The sequence below is a fragment of the Pelomonas lactea genome (assembly GCF_043555885.1).
Taxonomy (GTDB): domain Bacteria; phylum Pseudomonadota; class Gammaproteobacteria; order Burkholderiales; family Burkholderiaceae_C; genus Pelomonas; species Pelomonas lactea.
The window spans coordinates 325130-345927 of record NZ_JBIGHX010000001.1 but is presented as its reverse complement, the minus strand read 5'-3'; the positions used below and the strand labels follow the sequence as shown (position 1 = coordinate 345927).

17 protein-coding genes are annotated in these 20798 nt (G+C 70.0%); 11 read left to right on the top strand and 6 right to left on the bottom strand.

Annotated elements, in window-relative coordinates; translation table 11 throughout:
- Positions 1 to 45: 45 nt before the first annotated feature.
- The 10 genes from atpA to ACG04Q_RS01380 all read left to right on the top strand — a co-directional run bounded on the left by atpA (position 46) and on the right by ACG04Q_RS01380 (position 10748).
- Positions 46 to 1599 (top strand): F0F1 ATP synthase subunit alpha, encoded by a 1554-nt coding sequence (gene atpA / locus ACG04Q_RS01425; protein WP_394509023.1) that lies wholly within the window; start codon positions 46 to 48, stop codon positions 1597 to 1599.
- 56 nt (positions 1600 to 1655) lie between these two features.
- A complete protein-coding gene (atpG, locus tag ACG04Q_RS01420) occupies positions 1656 to 2528 on the top strand; it encodes a F0F1 ATP synthase subunit gamma (protein WP_394509022.1) in 873 nt (290 codons plus the stop codon).
- A 40-nt stretch (positions 2529 to 2568) separates the two neighbouring features.
- Positions 2569 to 3981, top strand: a complete 1413-nt coding sequence (gene atpD / locus ACG04Q_RS01415) for a F0F1 ATP synthase subunit beta (RefSeq protein ID WP_394509021.1) — start codon at positions 2569 to 2571, stop codon at positions 3979 to 3981.
- A 70-nt stretch (positions 3982 to 4051) separates the two neighbouring features.
- Entirely contained in the window at positions 4052 to 4465 is a 414-nt protein-coding gene (locus ACG04Q_RS01410) for a F0F1 ATP synthase subunit epsilon (protein WP_394509020.1), read from the top strand.
- Between the two features lie 152 nt (positions 4466 to 4617).
- Positions 4618 to 5304 (top strand): CsgG/HfaB family protein, encoded by a 687-nt coding sequence (locus ACG04Q_RS01405; RefSeq protein ID WP_394509019.1) that lies wholly within the window; start codon positions 4618 to 4620, stop codon positions 5302 to 5304.
- Between the two features lie 11 nt (positions 5305 to 5315).
- Positions 5316 to 5717 carry a DUF4810 domain-containing protein gene (locus ACG04Q_RS01400; RefSeq protein WP_394509018.1) on the top strand — a complete coding sequence of 134 codons (402 nt, stop codon included), beginning with the start codon at positions 5316 to 5318 and terminating at the stop codon, positions 5715 to 5717.
- A gap of 13 nt (positions 5718 to 5730) precedes the next feature.
- Complete coding sequence (locus ACG04Q_RS01395; RefSeq protein WP_394509017.1) at positions 5731 to 6411, top strand: DUF799 domain-containing protein; 681 nt, start codon at positions 5731 to 5733, stop codon at positions 6409 to 6411.
- A 2-nt stretch (positions 6412 to 6413) separates the two neighbouring features.
- Positions 6414 to 7238 carry a D-hexose-6-phosphate mutarotase gene (locus tag ACG04Q_RS01390; protein WP_394509016.1) on the top strand — a complete coding sequence of 275 codons (825 nt, stop codon included), beginning with the start codon at positions 6414 to 6416 and terminating at the stop codon, positions 7236 to 7238.
- 39 nt (positions 7239 to 7277) lie between these two features.
- Positions 7278 to 8357, top strand: coding sequence for a uroporphyrinogen decarboxylase (gene hemE, locus ACG04Q_RS01385; protein ID WP_394509015.1), 1080 nt, complete (start codon positions 7278 to 7280; stop codon positions 8355 to 8357).
- Positions 8358 to 8684: 327 nt separating this feature from the next.
- Positions 8685 to 10748, top strand: coding sequence for a primosomal protein N' (locus tag ACG04Q_RS01380; protein ID WP_394509664.1), 2064 nt, complete (start codon positions 8685 to 8687; stop codon positions 10746 to 10748).
- A 7-nt stretch (positions 10749 to 10755) separates the two neighbouring features.
- On the opposite strand, the gene ACG04Q_RS01375 is transcribed toward ACG04Q_RS01380, so the two are convergent.
- From ACG04Q_RS01375 to ACG04Q_RS01360, 4 genes are all read right to left on the bottom strand, one after another.
- Positions 10756 to 11115, bottom strand: a complete 360-nt coding sequence (locus ACG04Q_RS01375; RefSeq protein WP_394509014.1) for a hypothetical protein — start codon at positions 11113 to 11115, stop codon at positions 10756 to 10758.
- A 111-nt stretch (positions 11116 to 11226) separates the two neighbouring features.
- Positions 11227 to 13287, bottom strand: a complete 2061-nt coding sequence (locus ACG04Q_RS01370) for an ATP-dependent helicase (protein ID WP_394509013.1) — start codon at positions 13285 to 13287, stop codon at positions 11227 to 11229.
- Between the two features lie 10 nt (positions 13288 to 13297).
- The gene (locus ACG04Q_RS01365) at positions 13298 to 15901 is read right to left on the bottom strand and encodes an O-antigen ligase family protein (RefSeq protein WP_394509012.1); all 2604 of its coding nucleotides are present in this window, start codon (positions 15899 to 15901) and stop codon (positions 13298 to 13300) included.
- A gap of 142 nt (positions 15902 to 16043) precedes the next feature.
- Positions 16044 to 16988, bottom strand: coding sequence for a serine/threonine protein kinase (locus tag ACG04Q_RS01360; RefSeq protein ID WP_394509011.1), 945 nt, complete (start codon positions 16986 to 16988; stop codon positions 16044 to 16046).
- A gap of 180 nt (positions 16989 to 17168) precedes the next feature.
- Between ACG04Q_RS01360 and ACG04Q_RS01355 the strand changes: the two genes are divergently transcribed.
- Positions 17169 to 18137, top strand: a complete 969-nt coding sequence (locus ACG04Q_RS01355; RefSeq protein WP_394509010.1) for an AEC family transporter — start codon at positions 17169 to 17171, stop codon at positions 18135 to 18137.
- Here the strand turns inward: ACG04Q_RS01355 and ACG04Q_RS01350 are convergent.
- Together ACG04Q_RS01350 and ACG04Q_RS01345 are read right to left on the bottom strand one after the other, a co-directional pair.
- Complete coding sequence (locus tag ACG04Q_RS01350; protein ID WP_394509009.1) at positions 18100 to 19458, bottom strand: sensor histidine kinase; 1359 nt, start codon at positions 19456 to 19458, stop codon at positions 18100 to 18102. The two genes, ACG04Q_RS01355 and ACG04Q_RS01350, sit on opposite strands and share 38 nt — an antisense overlap.
- On the bottom strand, positions 19455 to 20795 hold the full coding sequence (locus ACG04Q_RS01345) for a sigma-54-dependent transcriptional regulator (protein WP_394509008.1): 1341 nt from the start codon (positions 20793 to 20795) through the stop codon (positions 19455 to 19457). The genes ACG04Q_RS01350 and ACG04Q_RS01345 overlap by 4 nt, the downstream gene beginning before the upstream one ends.
- Positions 20796 to 20798 lie beyond the last annotated feature (3 nt).

Below are 20798 nucleotides of genomic sequence, written 5' to 3'. Positions count from 1 at the left end.
CCCGCCCTTGATCCGGCGACGGAACGGCCAACTGGGAGACCAAGCATGCAACTGAATCCCGCTGAAATTTCCGAACTGATCAAGAGCCGCATCGAGGGTCTTGGTGGCAGCACGGACATCCGCAACCAGGGCACCGTCGTGTCCGTTTCCGACGGCATCGTCCGCGTCCACGGCCTGTCCGATGTGATGCAGGGCGAAATGCTCGAATTCCCGCCGGCCGCCGACGGCACGCAGACCTTCGGTCTGGCCCTGAACCTCGAGCGCGACTCCGTCGGCGCCGTGATTCTGGGTGCCTACGAGCACGTCTCGGAAGGCGACACCGTCAAGTGCACGGGCCGCATCCTGGAAGTGCCGGTCGGCCCCGAACTGATCGGCCGCGTCGTGAACGCGCTGGGTCAGCCGATCGACGGCAAGGGCCCGATCAACGCCAAGATGACGGACGTCATCGAGAAGGTGGCTCCGGGCGTGATCGCCCGTAAGTCGGTGGACCAACCCGTCCAGACCGGCCTGAAGTCCATCGACTCCATGGTGCCCGTCGGCCGTGGTCAGCGCGAGCTGATCATTGGTGACCGCCAGACTGGTAAGACCGCTGTCGCCATCGACGCGATCATCAACCAGAAGGGTCAGAACATGACCTGCGTGTACGTCGCCATCGGCCAGAAGGCGTCGTCCATCAAGAACGTCGTGCGCGCTCTCGAGCAGGCCGGCGCGATGGAGTACACGATCGTCGTCGCCGCGTCCGCTTCGGAATCGGCTGCCATGCAGTACGTGTCGGCCTACTCCGGCTGCACGATGGGCGAGTACTTCCGCGACCGCGGCCAGGACGCCCTGATCGTCTACGACGACCTGTCCAAGCAGGCCGTGGCCTACCGCCAGGTCTCGCTGCTGCTGCGCCGCCCGCCGGGCCGCGAAGCCTTCCCTGGCGACGTGTTCTATCTCCACAGCCGCCTGCTGGAGCGTGCCGCCCGCGTGAACGCCGACTACGTCGAAGCCTTCACCAAGGGTGAAGTCAAGGGCAAGACCGGTTCGCTGACGGCCCTGCCGATCATCGAAACGCAAGCCGGTGACGTGTCTGCGTTCGTGCCGACCAACGTGATCTCGATCACCGACGGCCAGATCTTCCTGGAAACCAACCTGTTCAACGCCGGTATCCGCCCCGCCATCAACGCCGGTATCTCGGTGTCGCGCGTCGGTGGTGCTGCCCAGACCAAGCTGATCAAGTCGCTGTCCGGCGGTATCCGTACCGACCTGGCCCAGTACCGTGAGCTGGCCGCGTTCGCGCAGTTCGCCTCCGACCTGGACGAAGCCACCCGCAAGCAGCTGGACCGCGGTGCCCGCGTGACGGAACTGCTGAAGCAGGCCCAGTACTCGCCGCTGCCCATCTCGCTGATGGCCGCCTCGCTGTACGCCGCCAACAAGGGCTTCATGGACAGCATCGACGTGAAGAAGGTCCTGTCCTTCGAACACGGCCTGCACCAGTTCCTGAAGACCAGCCATGCCGCGCTGCTCGCCAAGCTGGAGAGCGACAAGGCGATGGACAAGGATGCCGAAGCCGAACTGAACGCCGCGATCACTTCCTTCAAGAAGTCGTTCGCCTAAAGCCAAGGACCGCGGGGCTCGCCTCAAAACCTGCCCCGCACTGACCAGGAGTTCGAATGGCTTCAAGCAAAGAAATCCGCGGCAAGATCAAGTCGGTCGAGAACACCAAGAAGATCACCAAGGCGATGGAGATGGTCGCCGCGTCCAAGATGCGCAAGGCGCAGGACCGGATGCGCGCGGCCCGTCCCTATGCCGAGAAGATCGGCAACATCGCCGGCTCGCTGGCGAAGGCCAACCCCGAATATCGCCATCCCTTCCTCGTGAAGAACGACGGCGCGAAGAAGGTTGGCATGGTTGTCGTCACGACCGACAAGGGCCTGTGCGGTGGCCTCAACACCAACCTGCTGCGCGCGGCCACCGGCAAGCTCAAGGAGCTGGAAGCCGCGGGGCAGTCGGCCGAGGTCGTCGCCATCGGCGGCAAGGGTCTGGGCTTCATGAACCGCATCGGCGCCAAGGTCGTGGCTCACGCCACGCAGCTGGGCGACCAGCCGCACATTGAGGCGCTGATCGGCCCCGTCAAGGTGCTGCTCGACGCGTACGCCAAGGGCGAGCTGTCCGCCGTCTACCTCTGCTACACGCAGTTCATCAACACGATGAAGCAAGAGGTGCAGGTGCAGCAGCTGTTGCCGCTGAAGGCCGAGGATCTGGCGACCGACAAGGCAGGCCACTCGTGGGACTACCTGTACGAGCCCGACGCCGCCACCGTCATCGACGAGTTGCTGGTGCGCTACTCGGAAGCGCTGGTCTTCCAGGCCGTCGCCGAGAACATGGCCAGCGAGCAGTCCGCCCGCATGGTGGCCATGAAGGCCGCGACCGACAACGCCGGCACGCTGATCGGTGAGCTCAAGCTGGTCTACAACAAGACCCGCCAGGCCGCGATCACCAAAGAGTTGTCCGAGATCGTCAGCGGCGCCGCCGCGGTGGGCTGATCGGCCCGAACGCAAAGAATTGAATTGAAGGAACGCACAAATGGCTAACACTCAAGCCCAAGGCAAGATCGTTCAGTGCATCGGCGCCGTCGTGGACGTGGAATTCCCCCGCGACCAGATGCCCAAGGTCTACGACGCCCTGAAGATGGAAGGCTCGGCGCTGACGCTGGAAGTCCAGCAGCAGCTGGGCGACGGCGTGGTCCGCACCATTGCGCTGGGTTCGTCCGACGGCCTGCGCCGTGGCACCCAGGTCTACAACACCGGCGACACCATCAAGGTGCCGGTGGGCAAGGCCACGCTGGGCCGCATCATGGACGTGCTGGGCAACCCCATCGACGAGCGCGGCCCGGTCTCTTCCGAGCTGACCGCCTCCATCCACCGCGCTGCGCCGGCCTACGACGAGCTGAGCCCGTCGCAGGACCTGCTGGAAACCGGCATCAAGGTGATCGACCTGATCTGCCCGTTCGCCAAGGGCGGCAAGGTGGGTCTGTTCGGTGGCGCCGGCGTCGGCAAGACCGTGAACATGATGGAGCTCATCAACAACATCGCCAAGGCGCACTCGGGTCTGTCCGTGTTCGCCGGCGTGGGTGAGCGCACCCGTGAGGGCAACGACTTCTATCACGAGATGTCGGACTCCAACGTGGTCGTCCAGGACAAGCTGGAAGACTCGAAGGTCGCCATGGTCTACGGCCAGATGAACGAGCCCCCGGGCAACCGTCTGCGCGTCGCCCTGACCGGCCTGACCATCGCCGAGTCGTTCCGCGACGAAGGCCGTGACGTGCTGTTCTTCGTGGACAACATCTACCGCTACACGCTGGCCGGTACCGAAGTGTCCGCCCTGCTGGGCCGCATGCCTTCCGCCGTGGGCTACCAGCCGACGCTGGCCGAAGAAATGGGCCGTCTGCAGGAGCGCATCACGTCGACCAAGGTCGGCTCGATCACGTCCATCCAGGCCGTGTACGTGCCGGCGGACGACCTGACCGACCCGTCGCCTGCCACCACCTTCGCCCACCTGGACGCCACCGTCGTGCTGTCGCGTGACATCGCCGCGCTGGGTATCTACCCCGCGGTCGATCCGCTGGACTCCACGTCGCGCCAGATCGACCCGAACGTGGTCGGCGAAGAGCACTACTCGACGACCCGTTCGGTCCAGGCCGTGCTGCAGCGCTACAAGGAACTGCGCGACATCATCGCGATTCTGGGCATGGACGAACTGTCTCCGGAAGACAAGCTGGCCGTGGCTCGCGCCCGCAAGATCCAGCGTTTCCTGTCGCAGCCCTTCCACGTCGCCGAAGTGTTCACGGGCACCCCGGGCAAGTACGTGCCGTTGAAGGAAACCATCCGCGGTTTCAAGATGATCGTCAACGGCGAGTGCGACTCGCTGCCCGAGCAGGCCTTCTACATGGTCGGCACGATCGACGAGGCGTTTGAGAAGGCCAAGAAGATCCAGTGAGGTTGACCGGGGTGCTCAGCGCCCCGTCTCCCGGATCTCCTTCTTCAACATTCGCTAAGGAAGATTGAACATGGCAACCCTCCACGTCGACGTGGTCTCCGCCGAAGAGCAGATCTTCTCCGGCGAGGCCAAGTTCGTCGCCCTGCCGGGCGAAGGTGGCGAGCTCGGCATCCTGCCGAAGCACACGCCGCTGATCACCCGCATCAAGCCGGGCGCCGTGCGCATCGAGCGTACCGATGGCAGCGAAGAGTTCGTCTTCGTCGCCGGCGGCATCCTTGAAGTGCAACCCAACCGCGTGACCGTGCTGGCCGACACCGCCATCCGCGGCAAGGACCTCGACGAGGCCAAGGCCGCCGAAGCCAAGAAGCTGGCCGAGGAAGCGCTGAAGAACGCCAAGAGCGAGATCGACCTCGCCAAGGCCCAGAGCGAGCTGGCCATCCAGGCGGCCCAGATCGCCGCGCTGCGCAAGTTCCTCAAGAAGTAATCGCACGGTCCCCGTGACCGGCCAGGGCGATGAGAGCCATCTCATCGCCCTTTGTCTTTTGGACGCGCAACTCCAACTTCTGCACGTTGTGACGGGGCGGGCGCCCGCGCCGCGTGGCTACACTCGCGCCGCTTCAAACCAGGGAGGAACCCATGAAGAACCCGAAGAACGCCACAGGCATGCTGGCCGTGATGGCCCTCGGCACGGCGCTTGCCGGCTGCGCGACGACCGAGCAATCCCGCTCGCTCGAAGTGCCCAAGGTGGCCGCCGCCACGGCGCCGGCCTACCAGGGCGTCCGTGCGCCCATCGCCGTCGGCAAGTTCGACAACCGCAGCAGCTACCAGCGCGGCATCTTCTCGGACGGCATCGACCGCCTGGGCGCGCAGAGCCGCACCATCCTGGTCTCGCACCTGCAGCAGACCAACCGCTTCAGCGTGCTGGACCGTGACAACCTCGAAGAGTCCAAGCAAGAAGCCCAGTTCAAGGGCAATGCGCAGACCATCAAGGGCGCCGACTACCTCGTGACCGGCGCGGTCAGCGAGTTCGGCCGCAAGGACGTCGGCGATAAACAGCTGTTCGGCCTGCTGGGCCGCGGCAAGTCGCAGGTGGCCTATGCCAAGGTGACGTTGAACATCGTCAACCCGGCCACGTCCGAGGTCGTCTACTCGGTGCAGGGCGCGGGCGAGTACAGCCTGTCCGAGCGCGAGGTGCTGGGCTTTGGCAGCACCGCCAGCTACGACGCGACGCTGAACGGCAAGGTGCTCGACCTGGCCATCCGCGAAGCCGTCAATGCGCTGACCGCCGGCGTCGACAGCGGCGCCTGGAAACCTGTCCGCTGAGGAGCCCCGCCATGATGAAGAAGATGTCGGCGCTCGTCGCGGTGCTGGCGCTCGTCGGTTGTGCCCAGCCGGGTCCGAAGCCGCTGTACCAATGGGCGGGCTACCAGAATGCGCTCTACCAGCACCTGAAGACCAACGGGGCCGAGCCCGGCGCGCAGATCGCCGCGCTTGAAGCCCAGATCGAGAAGAACAAGGTGGCCAACGAAGCCAACCCTCCCGGCATGCGCGCGCACCTGGCGCTGCTGTACGCCAAGACGGGCGACGACGTGGCCGCGCAGCGGCACCTGGAGGCCGAGCGCGCGCAGTTCCCCGAGTCCGCCGCGTACGTGGACTTCCTGCTGAAGACCAAGAAGGAGGCCGGCAAGAGCTCGGCCGCCGCGCCGGCGCCTGCCGCCAGCCAATCCAAGACCTGAGGGAGATCACCAGATGAAAGCTCTGATCCAGCGCGCCCAGCGCTGTGCCTGGCTGTTCGCGGGCAGCGCTGCGCTGCTCGTGCTGCAAGGCTGCGCCACGCCGCCCGCGCCTTACGACTACACGGCCTACAAGGAGGCCAAGCCCGCGTCCATCCTCGTGCTGCCGCCCATCAACGGCACGCCCGAGGTGCAGGCCACGCCCAGCGTGATGGCGCAACTGACTGAGCCGCTGGCCGAGTCCGGCTACTACGTGCTGCCGGTGTCGCTCGTCGACGAGACGCTCAAGAGCAACGGCATGCACACGCCGGACGACGCGCAGCAGATCCCTGTGGCCAAGCTGCGCGAGATCTTCGGCGCCGATGCCGGCCTGTACGTGAAGGTCACGCGTTACGGCTCGGTCTACAAGGTCGTCAACAGCGAGACCGCCGTCACGCTGGAGGCCCGCCTCGTCGACCTGCGCAACGGCAAGCTGCTGTGGGAAGGCAGCGCCAGCGCGTCCAGCGCCGAGCAGAACAACAACAGCCAGGGCGGCCTCATCGGCATGCTGGTGAAGGCGGTGGTGGACCAGATCATCTCGGCGTCCACCGACCGCAGCCATCCGATGGCCGGCATCGCCAGCCAGCGCCTGCTCGTGGCCGGACGGCAAAATGGCCTGCTCTACGGACCCCGCTCGCCGAACTACGGCAAGCCCTGAGCATGAGCACCATCGAACTCACCGCGCCGGACGGCGCTCGCGCGACCCTGAGCCTGCATGGCGGCCATCTGCTGTCATGGCGGCCGGCGGGCGCCCCCGAGCAGCTCTACCTGTCTCCGCGCAGTGAGTTCGTTCCCGGCCGCGCCATCCGTGGCGGCGTGCCGGTGTGCTTCCCGCAGTTCGCGGAGCGCGGGCCGCTGCCCAAGCACGGTTTCGCGCGCACGCTGCCGTGGGAGCTGGTCAGCCAGGAGCAGGGCCGGGACGACGCGCTGGTCGTGCTGCGCCTGCGCGACAGCGATGCGACACGCGCCCACTGGCCTCACGCCTTCGAGCTTGAGCTGAGCGTGCGCGTCGGCGGCCGCAGCATCGACATCGAACTCGCCTGCGAGAACCTCGGCGACGCGCCGTTGCAGTTCACCACGGCGCTGCACACCTATCTGCGCGTGGCGGACCTGGATGCGGTCAGTGTCGAGGGGCTCTCGGGCCTGCGCTATTTCGACAGCGTCAAGCAGGCGGAGGCGCTGCAGCGCATGGACCTGCTGCTGACCGGCGAGAAGGGCGTGCTGGACCTGGACCGCATCTACTTCGGCGTGAAGGAGCGGCCGCTCGTCGTGACCGAGGAGCGGCGCCAGGTGGTGTTCACCCACCAGGGTTTCGACGACGCAGTCGTGTGGAACCCCGGCCCGGATCGCTGCGCCAAGCTGGCCGACATGCCGCCCGACGGCTGGAGCGAAATGCTTTGCCTGGAGGCCGCCAACATCGGCCGCCCCATCGAGCTGCCGCCAGGTGAAAGCTGGGTGGGTCGACAAAGCCTCGCCTTGCTGTGAATCAGACGGCGGCCTGGGCGCGCCGCCGATAATCCGGCGATGTTCGCCCCCCTGCAAAACGACACCTTCCTGCGCGCCTGCCTGCGCCAGCCCACCGAGCACACGCCCATCTGGCTGATGCGCCAGGCAGGCCGCTACCTGCCCGAGTACCGCGCCACGCGCGAGAAGGCCGGCAGCTTCATGGGGCTGGCGACGAACACGGACTTCGCCACCGAGGTCACGCTGCAGCCGCTGGAACGCTTCCCGCTCGACGCGGCCATCCTGTTCAGCGACATCCTGACCGTGCCCGACGCGATGGGCCTGGGCCTGTCGTTCCAGCAGGGCGAGGGGCCGAAGTTCGCGAAGGTCGTGCGCGACGAGGCCGCCGTCGCGGCGCTGGACGTGCCCGACCTGGACAAGCTGCGCTACGTGTTCGACGCGGTCACGTCCATCCGCCGCGCGCTGAACGGCCGCGTGCCGCTGATCGGCTTCTCCGGCAGCCCGTGGACGCTGGCCTGCTACATGGTGGAAGGCGGCGGCTCCGACGACTACCGGCTCGTCAAGAGCCTGATGTACGCGCGCCCCGACCTGATGCACCGCATCCTGGACATCAACGCCCGTGCGGTCGCCGCGTACTTGAACGCGCAGATCGAAGCCGGCGCCCAGGCCGTCATGGTGTTCGATTCCTGGGGCGGCGTGCTCGCGGACGGCGCCTTCCAGCAGTTCAGCCTGGCCTACTCGCGCCAGGTGCTGGCCGCGGTGAAGACCGAGCATGAGGGCGTTCGCATCCCGCGCATCCTGTTCACCAAGGGCGGCGGGCTGTGGCTGGACGAGATCGCCGATGCCGGCGCCGACGTCGTGGGGCTGGACTGGACGATGAACCTGGGCACCGCCCGCGCCCGCGTGGGCGATCGCGTCGCACTGCAGGGCAACCTCGACCCCAACGTGTTGTTCGCCCCGCCCGACGCCGTGCGCGCCCAGGCCCGCGCCGTGCTGGACAGCTTCGGCCGACCGGCGGCCGGCAGTGGCCACATCTTCAACCTGGGCCACGGCATCAGCCAGTTCACACCGCCGGACAGCGTCACGGCCCTCGTGGACGAGGTCCACAGCCACTCGCGCCGGCTGCGTGCAGCGGCTTGAACCGGCATCACTTCTGCATTTGCCCCGCGAGTTATCCCCAAAAAATAGGGGGCGACGCGGCGCGTTGAAGATTGGTGCGGCGCAAATAAGCGTTTTCCCGGTGCGCCGCTAAGTGATTGATTTGCAAGGAATGCTGCAAAACGGGGCGAGGTGCCAGGCTTGGGCATGGCGCTCGGCGCCAGGGCGGCCAGCGGCCGCTCCGGCCCAATTGCTCACAAACTTATCCACAGAAATTGTGGGCAACCCGAGAAGCCTTGCAAATCATGAACTTGGCAGAGTTTCCTGAACCGCTGCTTCACAAAATGCACGGAGCTGGACGTGGCTGAGATGGCGGGTGGTGTCGTCGTGCGTGTGGCCGTGGACGCGCCGCAGCACAGTGGCCTCAACGCGCCGCTTGACTATGCGAGTGAGCAGGCGCTCGCCTCCGGCTCGCTGGTGCGGGTACCGCTGGGCAAGCGCGAGTTGCTGGGCGTCGTCTGGCCCGGCGAGGCGCAGGGGGCGCCCGAGGCCGCGCTTCGCCCCGTAGCGGCCGTGTTCGACGCGCTGCCGCCGTTGGCGGCGGACTGGTGCCGGCTGCTGGACTTCGCCGCCGGCTACTACCAGCGCAGCGTCGGCGAGCTGGCGAGCGCCGTGCTGCCGCCGCAGTTGCGCGAGCTGTCTCCCGAGCAGCTGGCCGCGCGGCTGCGCAAGCTGGAGAAGAAGAAGGCGGGGGCCGCTGCGTCGCCACCGGTCAAGCCCGAGCTGGCGCCCGAGCAGGCCGAGGCCGTCGCCCGCATCGAGGCGCAGCTGGCCAGCGCGGCGCCGCGGCCGCAGCTGCTGTTCGGCGTGACCGGCAGCGGCAAGACCGAGGTCTACCTGCGCGCCGCCGAGGCCGCGCTGGCGGCTGGCCGCCAGGTGCTGGTGCTGGTGCCCGAGATCAACCTGACGCCGCAGCTGGAGGCGCGCTTCACGGAGCGCTTCGCGGCGTTGCTGCCGCAGCCGCTGGCCATCGTGTCGCTGCACAGCGCGCTGACGCCGGCGCAGCGGCTGCAGAACTGGCTGGCCGCCCACCTGGGGCGGGCGCGCCTGGTGTTGGGCACGCGGCTGGCGGTGTTCGCGTCGCTGCCCGACCTGGGGCTCATCGTCGTGGACGAGGAGCACGACCCGTCCTACAAGCAGCAGGACGGCGCCCGCTACTCCGCGCGCGACCTGGCCGTCTGGCGCGCTCACGACCTGAAGATCCCCGTCGTGCTGGGCTCGGCGACGCCGTCGCTGGAAAGCTGGCAGCACGCCGAGTCGGGCCGCTACGACCGGCTGACGCTGGCCGCCCGCATCGGCGGCGGCGCGCTGCCGCGCGTGAAGCTGTTCGACATGAAGGCGCTGCCCGCCACGGCCGGCGTGACGACGGCGTTGACCGCGCCGCTGCTGGCCGAGTTGAAGGCACGGCTGGCGCGCGGCGAGCAAAGCCTCGTGTTCCTGAACCGCCGCGGCTACGCGCCCGTGCTGCACTGCGGCGAATGCCAGTGGAAGAGCGACTGCCCGCACTGCAGCGCCTGGCGCGTGTTCCACAAGCGCGACCGCACGCTGCGCTGCCACCACTGCGGCTTCACCGAGCGCGTGCCCAGCGCCTGCCCCAACTGCGGCAATCACGACATCGCGCCCATAGGCCGCGGCACCGAGCGGCTGGAGGAGCAGCTCGCCGAGGCGCTGCCCGGCGCGCGCGTGCTGCGCATCGATGCCGACTCCACGCGCCGCAAGGGCGAGCTGGAGGCGCAGCTGCAGGCCGTGCACGACGGCGAGGTCGACATCCTCGTCGGCACGCAGATGATCACCAAGGGCCACGACTTCCGGCGCATCCGCTTCGTTGCCGCGGTGAACCCCGACGGCGCGCTGTTCAGCAGCGACTTCCGCGCGCCCGAGCGGCTGTTCGCGCTGCTGATGCAGGCCGGCGGCCGCGCCGGGCGCGATGCCGCGGGGGAATCGCCCAGCGAGATGTGGGTCCAGACCTGGCATCGCGAGCATGCGCTGTACCAGGCGCTGGCGCGGCACGACTACGTGCGCTTCGCCAGGACCCAGCTCGACGAGCGCCGCTCGGCCAGCCTGCCGCCGTTCTCGCACCTGGCACTGCTGCGCGCCGAGGCCCGCACGGCGGAGGCCGCCAAGGCCTTCCTGGACGCCGCAGCAGCCCTGCTGCAGGGCGACGGCGTGCTGATCTACCCGCCCGTGCCGCACGCGGTGGCGCGCGTGGCGGACGTGGAGCGCATGCAGATGCTGGTGGAGGCTGGCCAGCGCGGGCGGCTGCAGGCCTTTCTGCGCGCCTGGGTGCCGGCGCTGATCGCGCTGAAACGCGAACGGCCCGAATTCCGGGCCGTGCTGAGGTGGGCGGTCGACGTGGACCCGCTGGCGATCTGATTCGCGATCAGCGGCGCGGCAGCGTGCTGGCCAGCGCGCTGGCGCGGCGTTGCTGTTCGTGGCGGCGCAGCAGCCGGCCCAGCGGGCGCGACAGCGCGAAGCCCAGCACACACAGCGCGACGAGCAGGTGGCCGGGTTCGATCTGGCTGGTCAGCGTGTCGAAATCGCCGCCGGTGGCGGGCGTGGGGCTGGCGCCGGCCCAGGGGCTGCCGTCGTGCAGCGCGGTCAACCCGGTGGAGGACAGCCGGCCCGCGTCGGCGATGACGGTGACCGCAGTGTCGCTTTTTGCCTGGGCCTCACGGGTCGCGCCGGCGAAGGCCGTGGCGCTCAGGGCGGCGAAGGCAGCTGCTATGACCAAGGCTTTCATGATGCGGGGCTCACCGGTAAGGGAAAGGGCTGGAGCGCATTGTTCCCAGCCTAGCGTGGCCGGGGTGTGAAGACTTCACGCGCTTGAGGGGTGCCCCCTCGAATGGGCGATTCAGCCTGTCGTCGGATCGACACGCGCGGCCGCTTTGGCGGCCAATTCGTCCCGCATCCGTTTTAGCTTCTCGCGCGGATCCTCGCGGGTGCCGCCTTCGTTGAGCTTCATCTCGGCGAGGAAGCGGCTGGGAATGCCCACGACCGTGTCGCGGCCCTTCTTGCGTCGGCGCAACGTGGAGACGGCCAGCGTCGTGCGGGCCCGCGTGATGCCCACGTACATGAGGCGGCGCTCCTCCTGCAGCGCCTCGGGCGTCAGCTCGGCCTCCTCGCGCTTGAACGGTAGCAGGCCCTCGTTGACGCCGGCCAGCACCACGTGCGGCCACTCCAGCCCCTTGGAGGCGTGCAGCGTGGTCAGCGTGACCTGATCCTGCTCATCGCCCCGCTCGGCCAGCGACAGGATGACGGAGATGGTCTGTGCCACGTCCAGCACGCTCTGCTTGGGCTCGGTGAAGCTGACGCCGCCTTCCTCGCTCTGCTGGCCGCCGCAGCGTTTGGCCACCCAGTCGACGAAGTCCAGCACATTGCCCCAGCGGGCCTGGGCCACCTTCTCGTTCTCTTCGCTGTCGATGAGGTGGGCCTCGTAGCCGATCTCCTTGAGCCACTCCATCAGCATCGTGTGCGCGGCGGTGTGGCCTTCGGTGTGCTTGGCCTTGTATTGCAGCTCGTTCACGTAGCGGCCGAACTCGTGCAGGCTGTCCAGGCCGCGCTTGGTGACGGCGGTGGCCAGGCTCTCGGAGAACAGCGCCTCGAACATGCTGCACTTCCACTGCGCCGAGAACGTGCCCAGGGCGCCCAGCGTCGTGTGGCCGATGCCGCGCTTGGGCGTCGTCACGGCGCGCAGGAAGGCGGGGTCGTCGTCCTGGTTCACCAGCAGGCGCAGCCAGGCGCACAGGTCCTTGATCTCGGCCTTGTCGAAGAAGCTCTGGCCGCCCGACACCTTGTAGGGGATCTGCGCGCGGCGCAGCGCCTGCTCGAACACGCGCGCCTGGTGGTTGGCGCGGTACAGGATGGCGAAGTCCTTGAAGTTCGGGCCCTTGCCGTCGGCGCGCAACTGCTGGATGCGGGCGACGGCGCGCTCAGCCTCGTGCTCTTCGCCGTCGGCCTCCAGCAGCGCGATGGGCTCGCCGTCGCCGTACTCGCTCCACAGCTTCTTCTGGAACAGCTTGGGGTTCAGCGCGATGACGTTGTTGGCCGCGCGCAGGATGGCGCCGGTGGAGCGGTAGTTCTGCTCCAGCGGGATGACCTTCAGCGCCGGGTAGTCGGTGGGCAGCTTCTTGAGGTTCTCGATGGTCGCGCCGCGCCAGCCGTAGATGGACTGGTCGTCATCGCCCACGGCCGTGAACATGCCGCGCTCGCCCACCAGCGCCTTCAACAGCTCGTACTGCACCGCGTTGGTGTCCTGGTACTCGTCCACCAGCACGTAGCGCAGCTTGTTCTGCCACTTCTCGCGGGCCTCGGCGTCGGTGGTCAGCAGCTTCAGCGGCAGCGTGATGAGGTCGTCGAAGTCGACGGCCTGGTAGGCGGCCAGCCGCTCCTGGTAGCGCACCATGACGGCCGCAGCGGCGCGCTCATCGTCGTCCGCGGCGATCTGCGCGGCCTGCAACGGGCCGATGCCGTTGTTCTTCCACAGCGAGATCGTCCATTGCCAGCGCTGGGCCTGCTTCGCGTCGGTCGTGCCGCCGGCATCCTTCAGCACGTTCAGCACGTCGTCGCTGTCCAGGATGGAGAACTGCTCCTTCAGCCCCAGCCGCGTGCCTTCCTCGCGCAGCAGGCGCACGCCCAGGCTGTGGAAGGTGGAGATCGCCAGGTCCTTGGCGGCCTTCTTGCCCACCAGATGCTGGGCGCGCTCGCGCATTTCCTGCGCGGCCTTGTTGGTGAACGTGATGGCGGCGATCTGGTTGGCGCGGTAGCCCGAGTGCAGCAACTGCCAGATCTTGGTCGTGATGACCTTGGTCTTGCCCGAGCCCGCGCCGGCGATGACGAGGCAGGGGCCCGTCAGGTGGTGGACGGCGGCGAGCTGGGCCGGGTTGAGGCCGGCGGACGGTGGGGCGCTGGACATGGGGCGCGCATCATGCCACTCGGGCGACGCCTTCACCGGGCAGCGCCCGCAATCCCAGCCCCAGCAGCAGCAGCGTGAAGAAGATCAGCCCCACGCGCGGCACGTCCAGCAGGCTGTCGAACGCGCCCACCGTCGCAAAGCCGATCAGCGCGGCGACGATGGCTGGCGCCAGCGGATGGTCGCGCCCGCGGCCGAAGCTCAGCCGCACCAGCACCAGCACGAACGCCGAGCCCATCAGGGCCAGGCCCAGCAGACCCTGCTCGAACAGCACGTGCAGCGCCGCGTTCTTCATGTGCCAGGGCATGTGGTAGCGATCGCTGGAGAAGAACCAGTGCGCCATCTCGCGGTTGAAGTCGCCGTTGACAAGCAGCGGGCGGCCCTGCGAGTCCTGCAACGCAATGCGCGCGATGTCCACGCGCGCCCCGTTGGAGGCCAGCGCCATCGAGAACGTGACGAAGCGCGGCGCCCACCAGTCGCCGCCCATCGCACCCACGGCGCCCAGCTTCAGTTGATGGGTCTGCCATCCGCTCGGGGCGTCGGCGGCGGCGCCTTCGGCCCGGTAGGGCTGGAGGTGGGCCTCAAGGTCCGTGCAGCTCTCCATGTAGATCAGGTTCTTCTCGCAGACCTGCAGCGACAGCGCCGCGCCGGTGGCCGTGCGGCTCACCAGCGTGATGCTGATGGGGCCCGGCGCTGGCGTCGCGATGCGCTGGCTGAGGCGGAACTGCTCGCCATAGCCCAGCACATGCTTGCCGCCCGTCAGCGCGAGGAAGGCCTCGGTCTCATCGGTGCGCAGCCGGTAGTCGCCGATCTGCGAGTCCGGCGGACCTTCGTACAGATTGCTGCTGACGAAGCGGCCCGCGCCCTTGCCCAGCAGCCACTGCTGCGGGCCGTGCAGCAGCCGCAGGCCCTCGCGCCAATGGCTCAGGCGGGTCTGGCCGTCTTCCTTCCACGTGGCCACGCGGTCGCGCAGGTAGGCGCCGCCGCCTAACGCGGCCACGATGGACATCACCAGCAGCAGCCCCGCCACCAGCAGCGCGCGCTTGCGCCAGCCGGCCTTGCCGGCACTGGCGGCCCCCTGCAAGGGCCACAGCCGGGGCTGCAGCAGCATCGCGGCCCACAGGCCGCCCAGCGTCAGGCCGGCGGCCAGCGCCGTCCAGCGGCCGGCGGTGCCGCCCCAGTAATCCGCCACGATGACCATCGTGGACAGCAGCCAGAACCAGCTGGTCGTCACCATCAGCACGTACAACGGCCGGGCCTGGCCGGGTTGGTCCTTCCAGCGCAGTGCCGCGCAGCACAGCAGTGCGACGACGTTGAGCACATAGGCCGCCTTGGGCACGGCCATGGACAGCGCCCAGCTGAGCGCCCCCAGCAGCAGCGCCAGCAGGCCGCCCATCAGCACCGCCGTCAGGCGCTGGCCGAAGCCGGGCAACCACAGACTGGCGGGCATGGTCAGCAGGATGACCATGACGAAGAACAGCGCCAGCAGCCCGCGGTAGCCGCCGCCGCCGAACACCAGCGCCGCCGCCAGCGCGAAGGCGCCGGCCATGGCCAGCGCGCCCAGCTTGGCCAGCCTCGGCAGCGGCTCGTCGACGGCGCCCAGCGTGCTGTCGATGTGGCTGCTCTCCGGCCCCGAGCCCGCCGCGCGGCGGCGCTGCGCGTCGGCCAGCAGCACCATCGGGACGAGCGCCAGCGGCAGCGCCAGGTAGACGCCGCGCGAGAACGTCGTCAGGCAGGCATAAGCCGCCAGCAGCGCGACGCCCAGGCCCGCGGCGAAGCGCCACGGCGAGCGTGTGCGCAGCAGCGCCAGCAGCGCAAACGGCAGCGTCAGCACGAGGAAGCCGTCCAGCGCGGCGCCGCCCACGTGCATTTCCCAGAACAGGCCGGTGGTGCGGTAGTCGGTGGAGAAGTCCAGCAGGCCCGTGTAGGCCAGCCGTTCCCACAGCGCGGCGGCGCTGCCGGCGGCCAGCGCCAGCACCAGGCCCAGGAGCAGCCCGCGCGAGAAGCCCCGGGGACGCGCGGCGGCCGCGGCCGTCCACAGCGGCAGCAGCGCCAGCACGAGGAACAGGGCCTTGGCGTTGCGCACCGAGTTCATCGCCTCGTGGTAGCCGTGGAACCAGCCGAAGCGAAAACCCCCGGCGTCCGCAAACCCGCGCAGCATGCTCAGCAGCGCCATCGCGGCCATCCCCAGGATCAGCACGACGACGGCCGGCGAATACACCAGCGCATGCCGCCAGGCCGGCGCGCGGTCGCGCGCATTCAGCTGCAGCGCGTAGGCGAGATAACCCCCGCAGCCGCAGGCCGTGACGAGCAGGTCCATCTCTTCGAACGAGATCCAGCCGCTCCACGGCGCCAGGCCGATCAGCGGCAGCGGCGCGAACAGCAGCACCGGCGTCTTGATCCAGAACAGCGCCGCCAGCAGCGCCGCCGCACCCCAGGCGGCCAGGGCCAGCGGGCCCGACAGCGGGTGGTGCCACGCCAGCTCGGCGCCGATGCCGCCCAGGCCCAGCGACATGACCAGCGCCAGCCACTGCAGCCGCGTGGCGGGCAGGTGGAGCTTGAGTTCGCCGAAGCCGAGCAGGCCCGGGGCTGCGGGCTGCGCGCCGATGGCAGCCATCAGCGCCAGCCTCGCGCGGCGCAAGCAAGGGGCAGGGCGGCGGGTTGCCGGGTGGGCCTCGAAGGGCGGGCCATGGGAGCCTCCAGGAGTGGGGGCCGCATTGTTGCCCAGCGCCGTGGCCGGCGCATCCAAGGAAGCCCGGTCAGGTCTGCGCGGCGCCCAGCCAGCGTTTCCACCACGGGCGCGGCCGGCGGGGCTCGGCCAGCGGCACGGGCGCCGATACGCTGCGCTGCGGGCTCTGGCCCAACCAGTCGCGCAGTTCGTCGGCCATGCCCTCCGCGCCGCGCGTGCGCAGCTCGGGCGACTCCGCGGTGGCGGAGCGCAGCAGCGCGTCCAGCTTGAGCTGCTGCGACTCGCGCAGCGTGGGCCATTGGTCGCCCGCGCTGCCGCGCAGCGGCGCCAGGCCGCGGGGGGTGTCTTCCCAGCCGCAGATCAGCACGCGCGCAAAGGCGCCCAGGCCGTAGACCTCGCTGGCCAGGCTGGGCGGCTCGCCGACGCGGCGCTCGGGCGCGACGAAGGCGGGCGCCGCGCCCAGGCTCAGGCCGCGGTCGAAGGGGTCGGTGGGGTCGGGGATGCGCGCCAGGCCCAGGCCCATCAGCCGCACGTCGCCGTCATGGCCCAGCCAGATCATGGCCGGGTCCAGCTCGGCCAGCAGCCAGCCCTGCTGGTGGGCCGAGCGCAGCGCCTCGCACAGCTGCACCAGCAGTTCCACGCGCTGGCGCAGGCTGAGCTGGTGGAGCTGCGGCAGCAGCGGCTCGCCGTGCGAGCCTTCGATGATCAGGTAAGGATGGGCGTCGGGCGTGACGCCGCTGTCGCTGGGCACGGCGATGTGCGGGTGCTGCAGCGAGGCGAGGTCGCCGGCCTGGTCGGCATAGCGCAGCATGACGCCGGCGCCCTGGTCGCTGCGGTCCAGCACCAGCACGGCCGCCTTCTGCTCGGCCGCCCGCCCGTGGTGCGCGCTGTACCACTGGCCGGCGTGCGCCTGCTCGCCGTCCGGCAGCGGCTTCTCCAGCCGCCACACGCCCAGCGCCTGGCCTTCGTCCAGCGGGGCGGCGGCGGCAGGTGGCGGCAGAGACAGGTTGGGCATGCGCATCACCACATATTAGGGGTGACCCGGAGTGACCCGCCATCCCACGCTGTCACAAAGCCGGGGGCTGCGCGCATTCGCTCACGGCGATGCCGGCACGGCCCCAGGCCGAACGCCGGGCGGGCAGCGCTCCGGGATACTGAGCCCGGGCTCGCAATACCCGTACCCGGCCACCCCCTCATGCTCGCCGTCCTCGCCACGACCTTTCCGTTCTTCGCGCTGGTGCTGTGCGGCTGGTTGGCCGCCGAGCGCGGCTGGCTGCCCGACAGCGCCATCCCCGGGCTGAACGGCTTCGTGCTGTTCTTCGCGCTGCCCTGCCTGCTGTTCCGCTTCGGGCGCGACACGCCGCTGCTGCAACTGCTGAACCCGGCGCTGCTGGGCGTCTACCTCGTGGCGGCCTTGCTGATCGTGTTCTTCACGGTGGCCGTCACGCTGTCGCCGCGCGTGGGGATGAAGGACGCCGCCCTGGGCGCGCTGGTGGCCGCCTTCCCCAACACCGGCTTCATGGGCGTGCCGCTCATCGTCGCGCTGCTGGGCGCGCCGGCCGGCGGCGTCGTCGTCAGCACCATCCTGGCCGACCTGTTCGTCACCAGCTCGCTGTGCATCGCGCTGGCCCAGGCCGGCACCAACCTGCGCGCCGAGCGCGCTGCCTTCGTGCAGGCGCTGAAGGCGGCCGGCTCCAACCCGCTGCCGTGGTCCATCGGCGTGGGCGCCGTGGTGGGCGGGCTGGGCCTGGCGCTGCCGGGGCCGGTGAACAAGACGGTGGCCATGCTGGCCGAGGCCGCGTCGCCGGTGGCGCTGTTCACCATCGGCGCGGTGTTGAGCCGCTCGGGCCGGGCCAACCGTGCGGCCGGGCGGGTCACGCCGCCGTCGCTGTACCTGCCGGTCGCGGCGATCAAGCTGCTGGTGCACCCGGCGCTGGTGTTCGCGCTGGCGGCGGCGGCCCGGTGGGTGGGCGCGCCGCTGTCGCAGGGGCAGGTGGTGGCGCTGACGCTGGCGGCCGCGCTGCCCGGCGCCAGCAATGTGTCGCTGCTGGCCGAGCGCTACGGCGCCGACAACGGCCGCATCGCGCGCATCATCCTCGCGTCCACGGCGCTGGCCTTCCTGAGTTTCAGCGGGCTGGCGGCGCTGTTGATCTCGGCAGGCTGACGACCACGCGCAGCCCGCCGCCCTCGCGGTTGGCCAGCGCGACGCGCCCGTCGTGCGCCTCGGCGATCTCGCGCACCAGCGCCAGGCCCAGGCCCGTGCCGCCCCTGGCTTCACCATTCAAGCCGGGCTCCGACCGCTTTGTGGAATAGAACGGCAGCAGCGCCTGCGCCAGCACCGCCTCGCTCATGCCGGGGCCGCGGTCCAGCACCTCGATGCGTTGCTCGCCGCCCGCCATGCTCAGCCGCAGCGCGATCTCGCCCGGGTCGCTGCCCGACTCGTGCGCGTTCTTGACGAGGTTCAGCAGCGCCTGCTCCACTTGCGCCGCGTCGAACCAGCCCGGCTCGGCCGGCGGGTCACCGTCGACGTGGAACTCGGCCAGCGTGCCCAGGCGCTGCAGGAACGCGGCCCAGTCCACCGCCTCGCGGCGCGGCGCCGGCAGCTTGGCGAAGCTGGCGTAGCCGCTCAGGAAGCCGTGCAGGTGCGCCGCGCGCGAGGCTATGCTGGCCAGCACCTGCGGCAGCCGCGTGGTGTCACCGCGGCGGGCCAGCTCGGCGCCGCTGTGGGCCAGCGACGAGATCGGCGCCAGCGAGTTGTTCAGCTCGTGGCTCAACACGCGGATGACGCGCTTCCACGTCGCCACCTCGGCGCGCGACAGCTCGCGCGTCATGCGGCGCAGCAGCCGCAGCCGGTGCGGTTGGCCCTGCAGCCGGAACGAGCGCGTGCTGTGGTGGAAGGTCTCCTCCGAGCCGTCGGGCAGCGTCACCGTGAACAGGCGGTCGCCGTCGCCGGCCAGCGCCTCGCGCAGCGTCTCGGGCAGGCCGGCGATGACGGCAGCGAAGTCCAGGCCCACCAGGCTGCGGCCGTCGCCCAGCAGCTGGCGCGCGGCCAGGTTGGCGATGGCGATGCGCTCGCTGGGCGCCGTCAGCACCAGCGCGACGGGCGTGTTCTGCACCACGGTGTCCAGCAGCAGCTCGCGCTGGGCCAGGTGCTGGCGCTGCTCGCGCAGGGCCAGGCCCATGTCGGCGTGCAGCCGCGCCAGCGCGGCCAGCTCGCGCGGGCCGTCGGGCGCGAGGTTGAAGCTGAAGTCGCCGTCGCGGTAGCTCAGCACGGCGCCCTCCAGCGCCCGCGTCAGCCGCTGCAGCGGTGCCAGCCAGCGGGCCGCCAGCCAGGCCAGCAGCGGCAGCATGACGGCCACCGCCACACCCAGCGCTGCGGCGTCGCCCAGCCCCAGCCGCCGCACGCCCAGGATCACCAGCGGCGGCACGACCGCGGCCACGGCCAGCGCCAGCAGCGCGCGGGTGCGCAGCGACAGGCCGTTCACGGCGCGATGCCGTAGCGTTCCAGCCGCCGGTACAGCGCCTGGCGCGACAGCCCGAGCTGCGCCGCGGCGCGGCTCACGTTGCCGGCGGCCGCGCCCAGCGCCGCAACGACGGCGTCGCGGCTGGGTTCGTCGAGGTTGCGGTACGCGGCGCCGCCGCCGGGCGCGTCGTCCAGCCCCAGCAATGCCGGCGTGATCTCGCCGCCGCCGCCCAGCAGCGCGGCGCGCTCCACGGCGTTCTTCAGCTCGCGCACATTGCCCGGCCAGCGGTGCGCCAGCAGCGCGTCGCGCGCCGCGTCGCCCAGCCGCGCGCGGCCGGCCAGGAAATGCTCGGCCAGCGGCAGCACGTCGTCGCGGCGCTCGGCCAGCGCGGGCAGCTTCAGCTCGATGAGGTTGAGGCGGTAGAACAAGTCCTCGCGGAAGGCGCCGGCCTTCACCATCGCGCGCAGGTCGGCGTTCGTCGCGCTCAGCACGCGCACGCGGGTCTGGCGCGTCTTGCTGCTGCCCAGCCGCTCGAACTGCCCGGTCTCCAGCACGCGCAGCAGCTTCACCTGGCCGGCCAGCGGCAGGTTGCCGATTTCGTCCAGGAACAGCGTGCCGCCATCCGCCGCCTCGAAGCGGCCCACGCGCGCCTTGGCCGCGCCGGTGTAGGCGCCGCTGTCGCTGCCGAACAGTTCGGCCTCGATGAGGTCCGCCGGCAGCGCGCCGCAGTTCAGCGCGACGAAGGGGCCGCTGCGCGCTGCCGAGTTGGCATGCACGAAAGCCGCCACGCGCTCCTTGCCCGCGCCGTTGGGCCCGGTGATCAGCACCGGCACCGGCGCCGCGGCGATCTGGCCGGCCAGCTCCAGCAGGTTGAGCATGGCGTCGGCGTCGAACACCAGGCCGGCCAGGTCGTGGCGCCGCGCCAGCGACGCCTTGCGCTGCCGCCGCGCCTCGCGCAGCTGCGCCACCTCGCGGCTGGCTTCGCCCAGCTCCAGCAGGTTCTCCACCGTCGCCACCAGCTTGGCGTCGTCCCAAGGCTTGGCGAGGTAGTCGGCCGCGCCGGCCTTCACCAGCGCGACGGCGGCGTCCAGCCGCGTCCAGGCGGTCAGCAGGATGATGGGCAGGTCGGGCCGCTTCGCGCGGATCGCGCGGAAAAGCTGCTCGCCTTCCTCGCCCGACGTCGTGTCGGCCGTGAAGTTCATGTCCTGGATGACGAGGCCGAACGGCCGCGTCTCCAGCAGCGCCAGGCCCTCGGCCGGGCTGGCCGCCACGCTGGCCTCGATGTCGTGCAGGGACAGCAGCAGTTCCAGCGCCTGGCACACGCCGGGGTGGTCGTCGATGATCAGGACTCGTCGCATAGG

What these genes read in the sequence shown, in the direction of transcription:
- atpA (WP_394509023.1), top strand. Translation starts at nt 46, where the DNA reads ATGCAACTGAATCCCGCTGAAATTTCCGAACTGATCAAGAGCCGCATC.
- atpG (WP_394509022.1), top strand. Translation starts at nt 1,656, where the DNA reads ATGGCTTCAAGCAAAGAAATCCGCGGCAAGATCAAGTCGGTCGAGAAC.
- atpD (WP_394509021.1), top strand. Translation starts at nt 2,569, where the DNA reads ATGGCTAACACTCAAGCCCAAGGCAAGATCGTTCAGTGCATCGGCGCC.
- ACG04Q_RS01410 (WP_394509020.1), top strand. Translation starts at nt 4,052, where the DNA reads ATGGCAACCCTCCACGTCGACGTGGTCTCCGCCGAAGAGCAGATCTTC.
- ACG04Q_RS01405 (WP_394509019.1), top strand. Translation starts at nt 4,618, where the DNA reads ATGAAGAACCCGAAGAACGCCACAGGCATGCTGGCCGTGATGGCCCTC.
- ACG04Q_RS01400 (WP_394509018.1), top strand. Translation starts at nt 5,316, where the DNA reads ATGATGAAGAAGATGTCGGCGCTCGTCGCGGTGCTGGCGCTCGTCGGT.
- ACG04Q_RS01395 (WP_394509017.1), top strand. Translation starts at nt 5,731, where the DNA reads ATGAAAGCTCTGATCCAGCGCGCCCAGCGCTGTGCCTGGCTGTTCGCG.
- ACG04Q_RS01390 (WP_394509016.1), top strand. Translation starts at nt 6,414, where the DNA reads ATGAGCACCATCGAACTCACCGCGCCGGACGGCGCTCGCGCGACCCTG.
- hemE (WP_394509015.1), top strand. Translation starts at nt 7,278, where the DNA reads ATGTTCGCCCCCCTGCAAAACGACACCTTCCTGCGCGCCTGCCTGCGC.
- ACG04Q_RS01380 (WP_394509664.1), top strand. Translation starts at nt 8,685, where the DNA reads ATGGCGGGTGGTGTCGTCGTGCGTGTGGCCGTGGACGCGCCGCAGCAC.
- ACG04Q_RS01375 (WP_394509014.1), bottom strand. Translation starts at nt 11,115, where the DNA reads ATGAAAGCCTTGGTCATAGCAGCTGCCTTCGCCGCCCTGAGCGCCACG.
- ACG04Q_RS01370 (WP_394509013.1), bottom strand. Translation starts at nt 13,287, where the DNA reads ATGTCCAGCGCCCCACCGTCCGCCGGCCTCAACCCGGCCCAGCTCGCC.
- ACG04Q_RS01365 (WP_394509012.1), bottom strand. Translation starts at nt 15,901, where the DNA reads ATGGCTGCCATCGGCGCGCAGCCCGCAGCCCCGGGCCTGCTCGGCTTC.
- ACG04Q_RS01360 (WP_394509011.1), bottom strand. Translation starts at nt 16,988, where the DNA reads ATGCCCAACCTGTCTCTGCCGCCACCTGCCGCCGCCGCCCCGCTGGAC.
- ACG04Q_RS01355 (WP_394509010.1), top strand. Translation starts at nt 17,169, where the DNA reads ATGCTCGCCGTCCTCGCCACGACCTTTCCGTTCTTCGCGCTGGTGCTG.
- ACG04Q_RS01345 (WP_394509008.1), bottom strand. Translation starts at nt 20,795, where the DNA reads ATGCGACGAGTCCTGATCATCGACGACCACCCCGGCGTGTGCCAGGCG.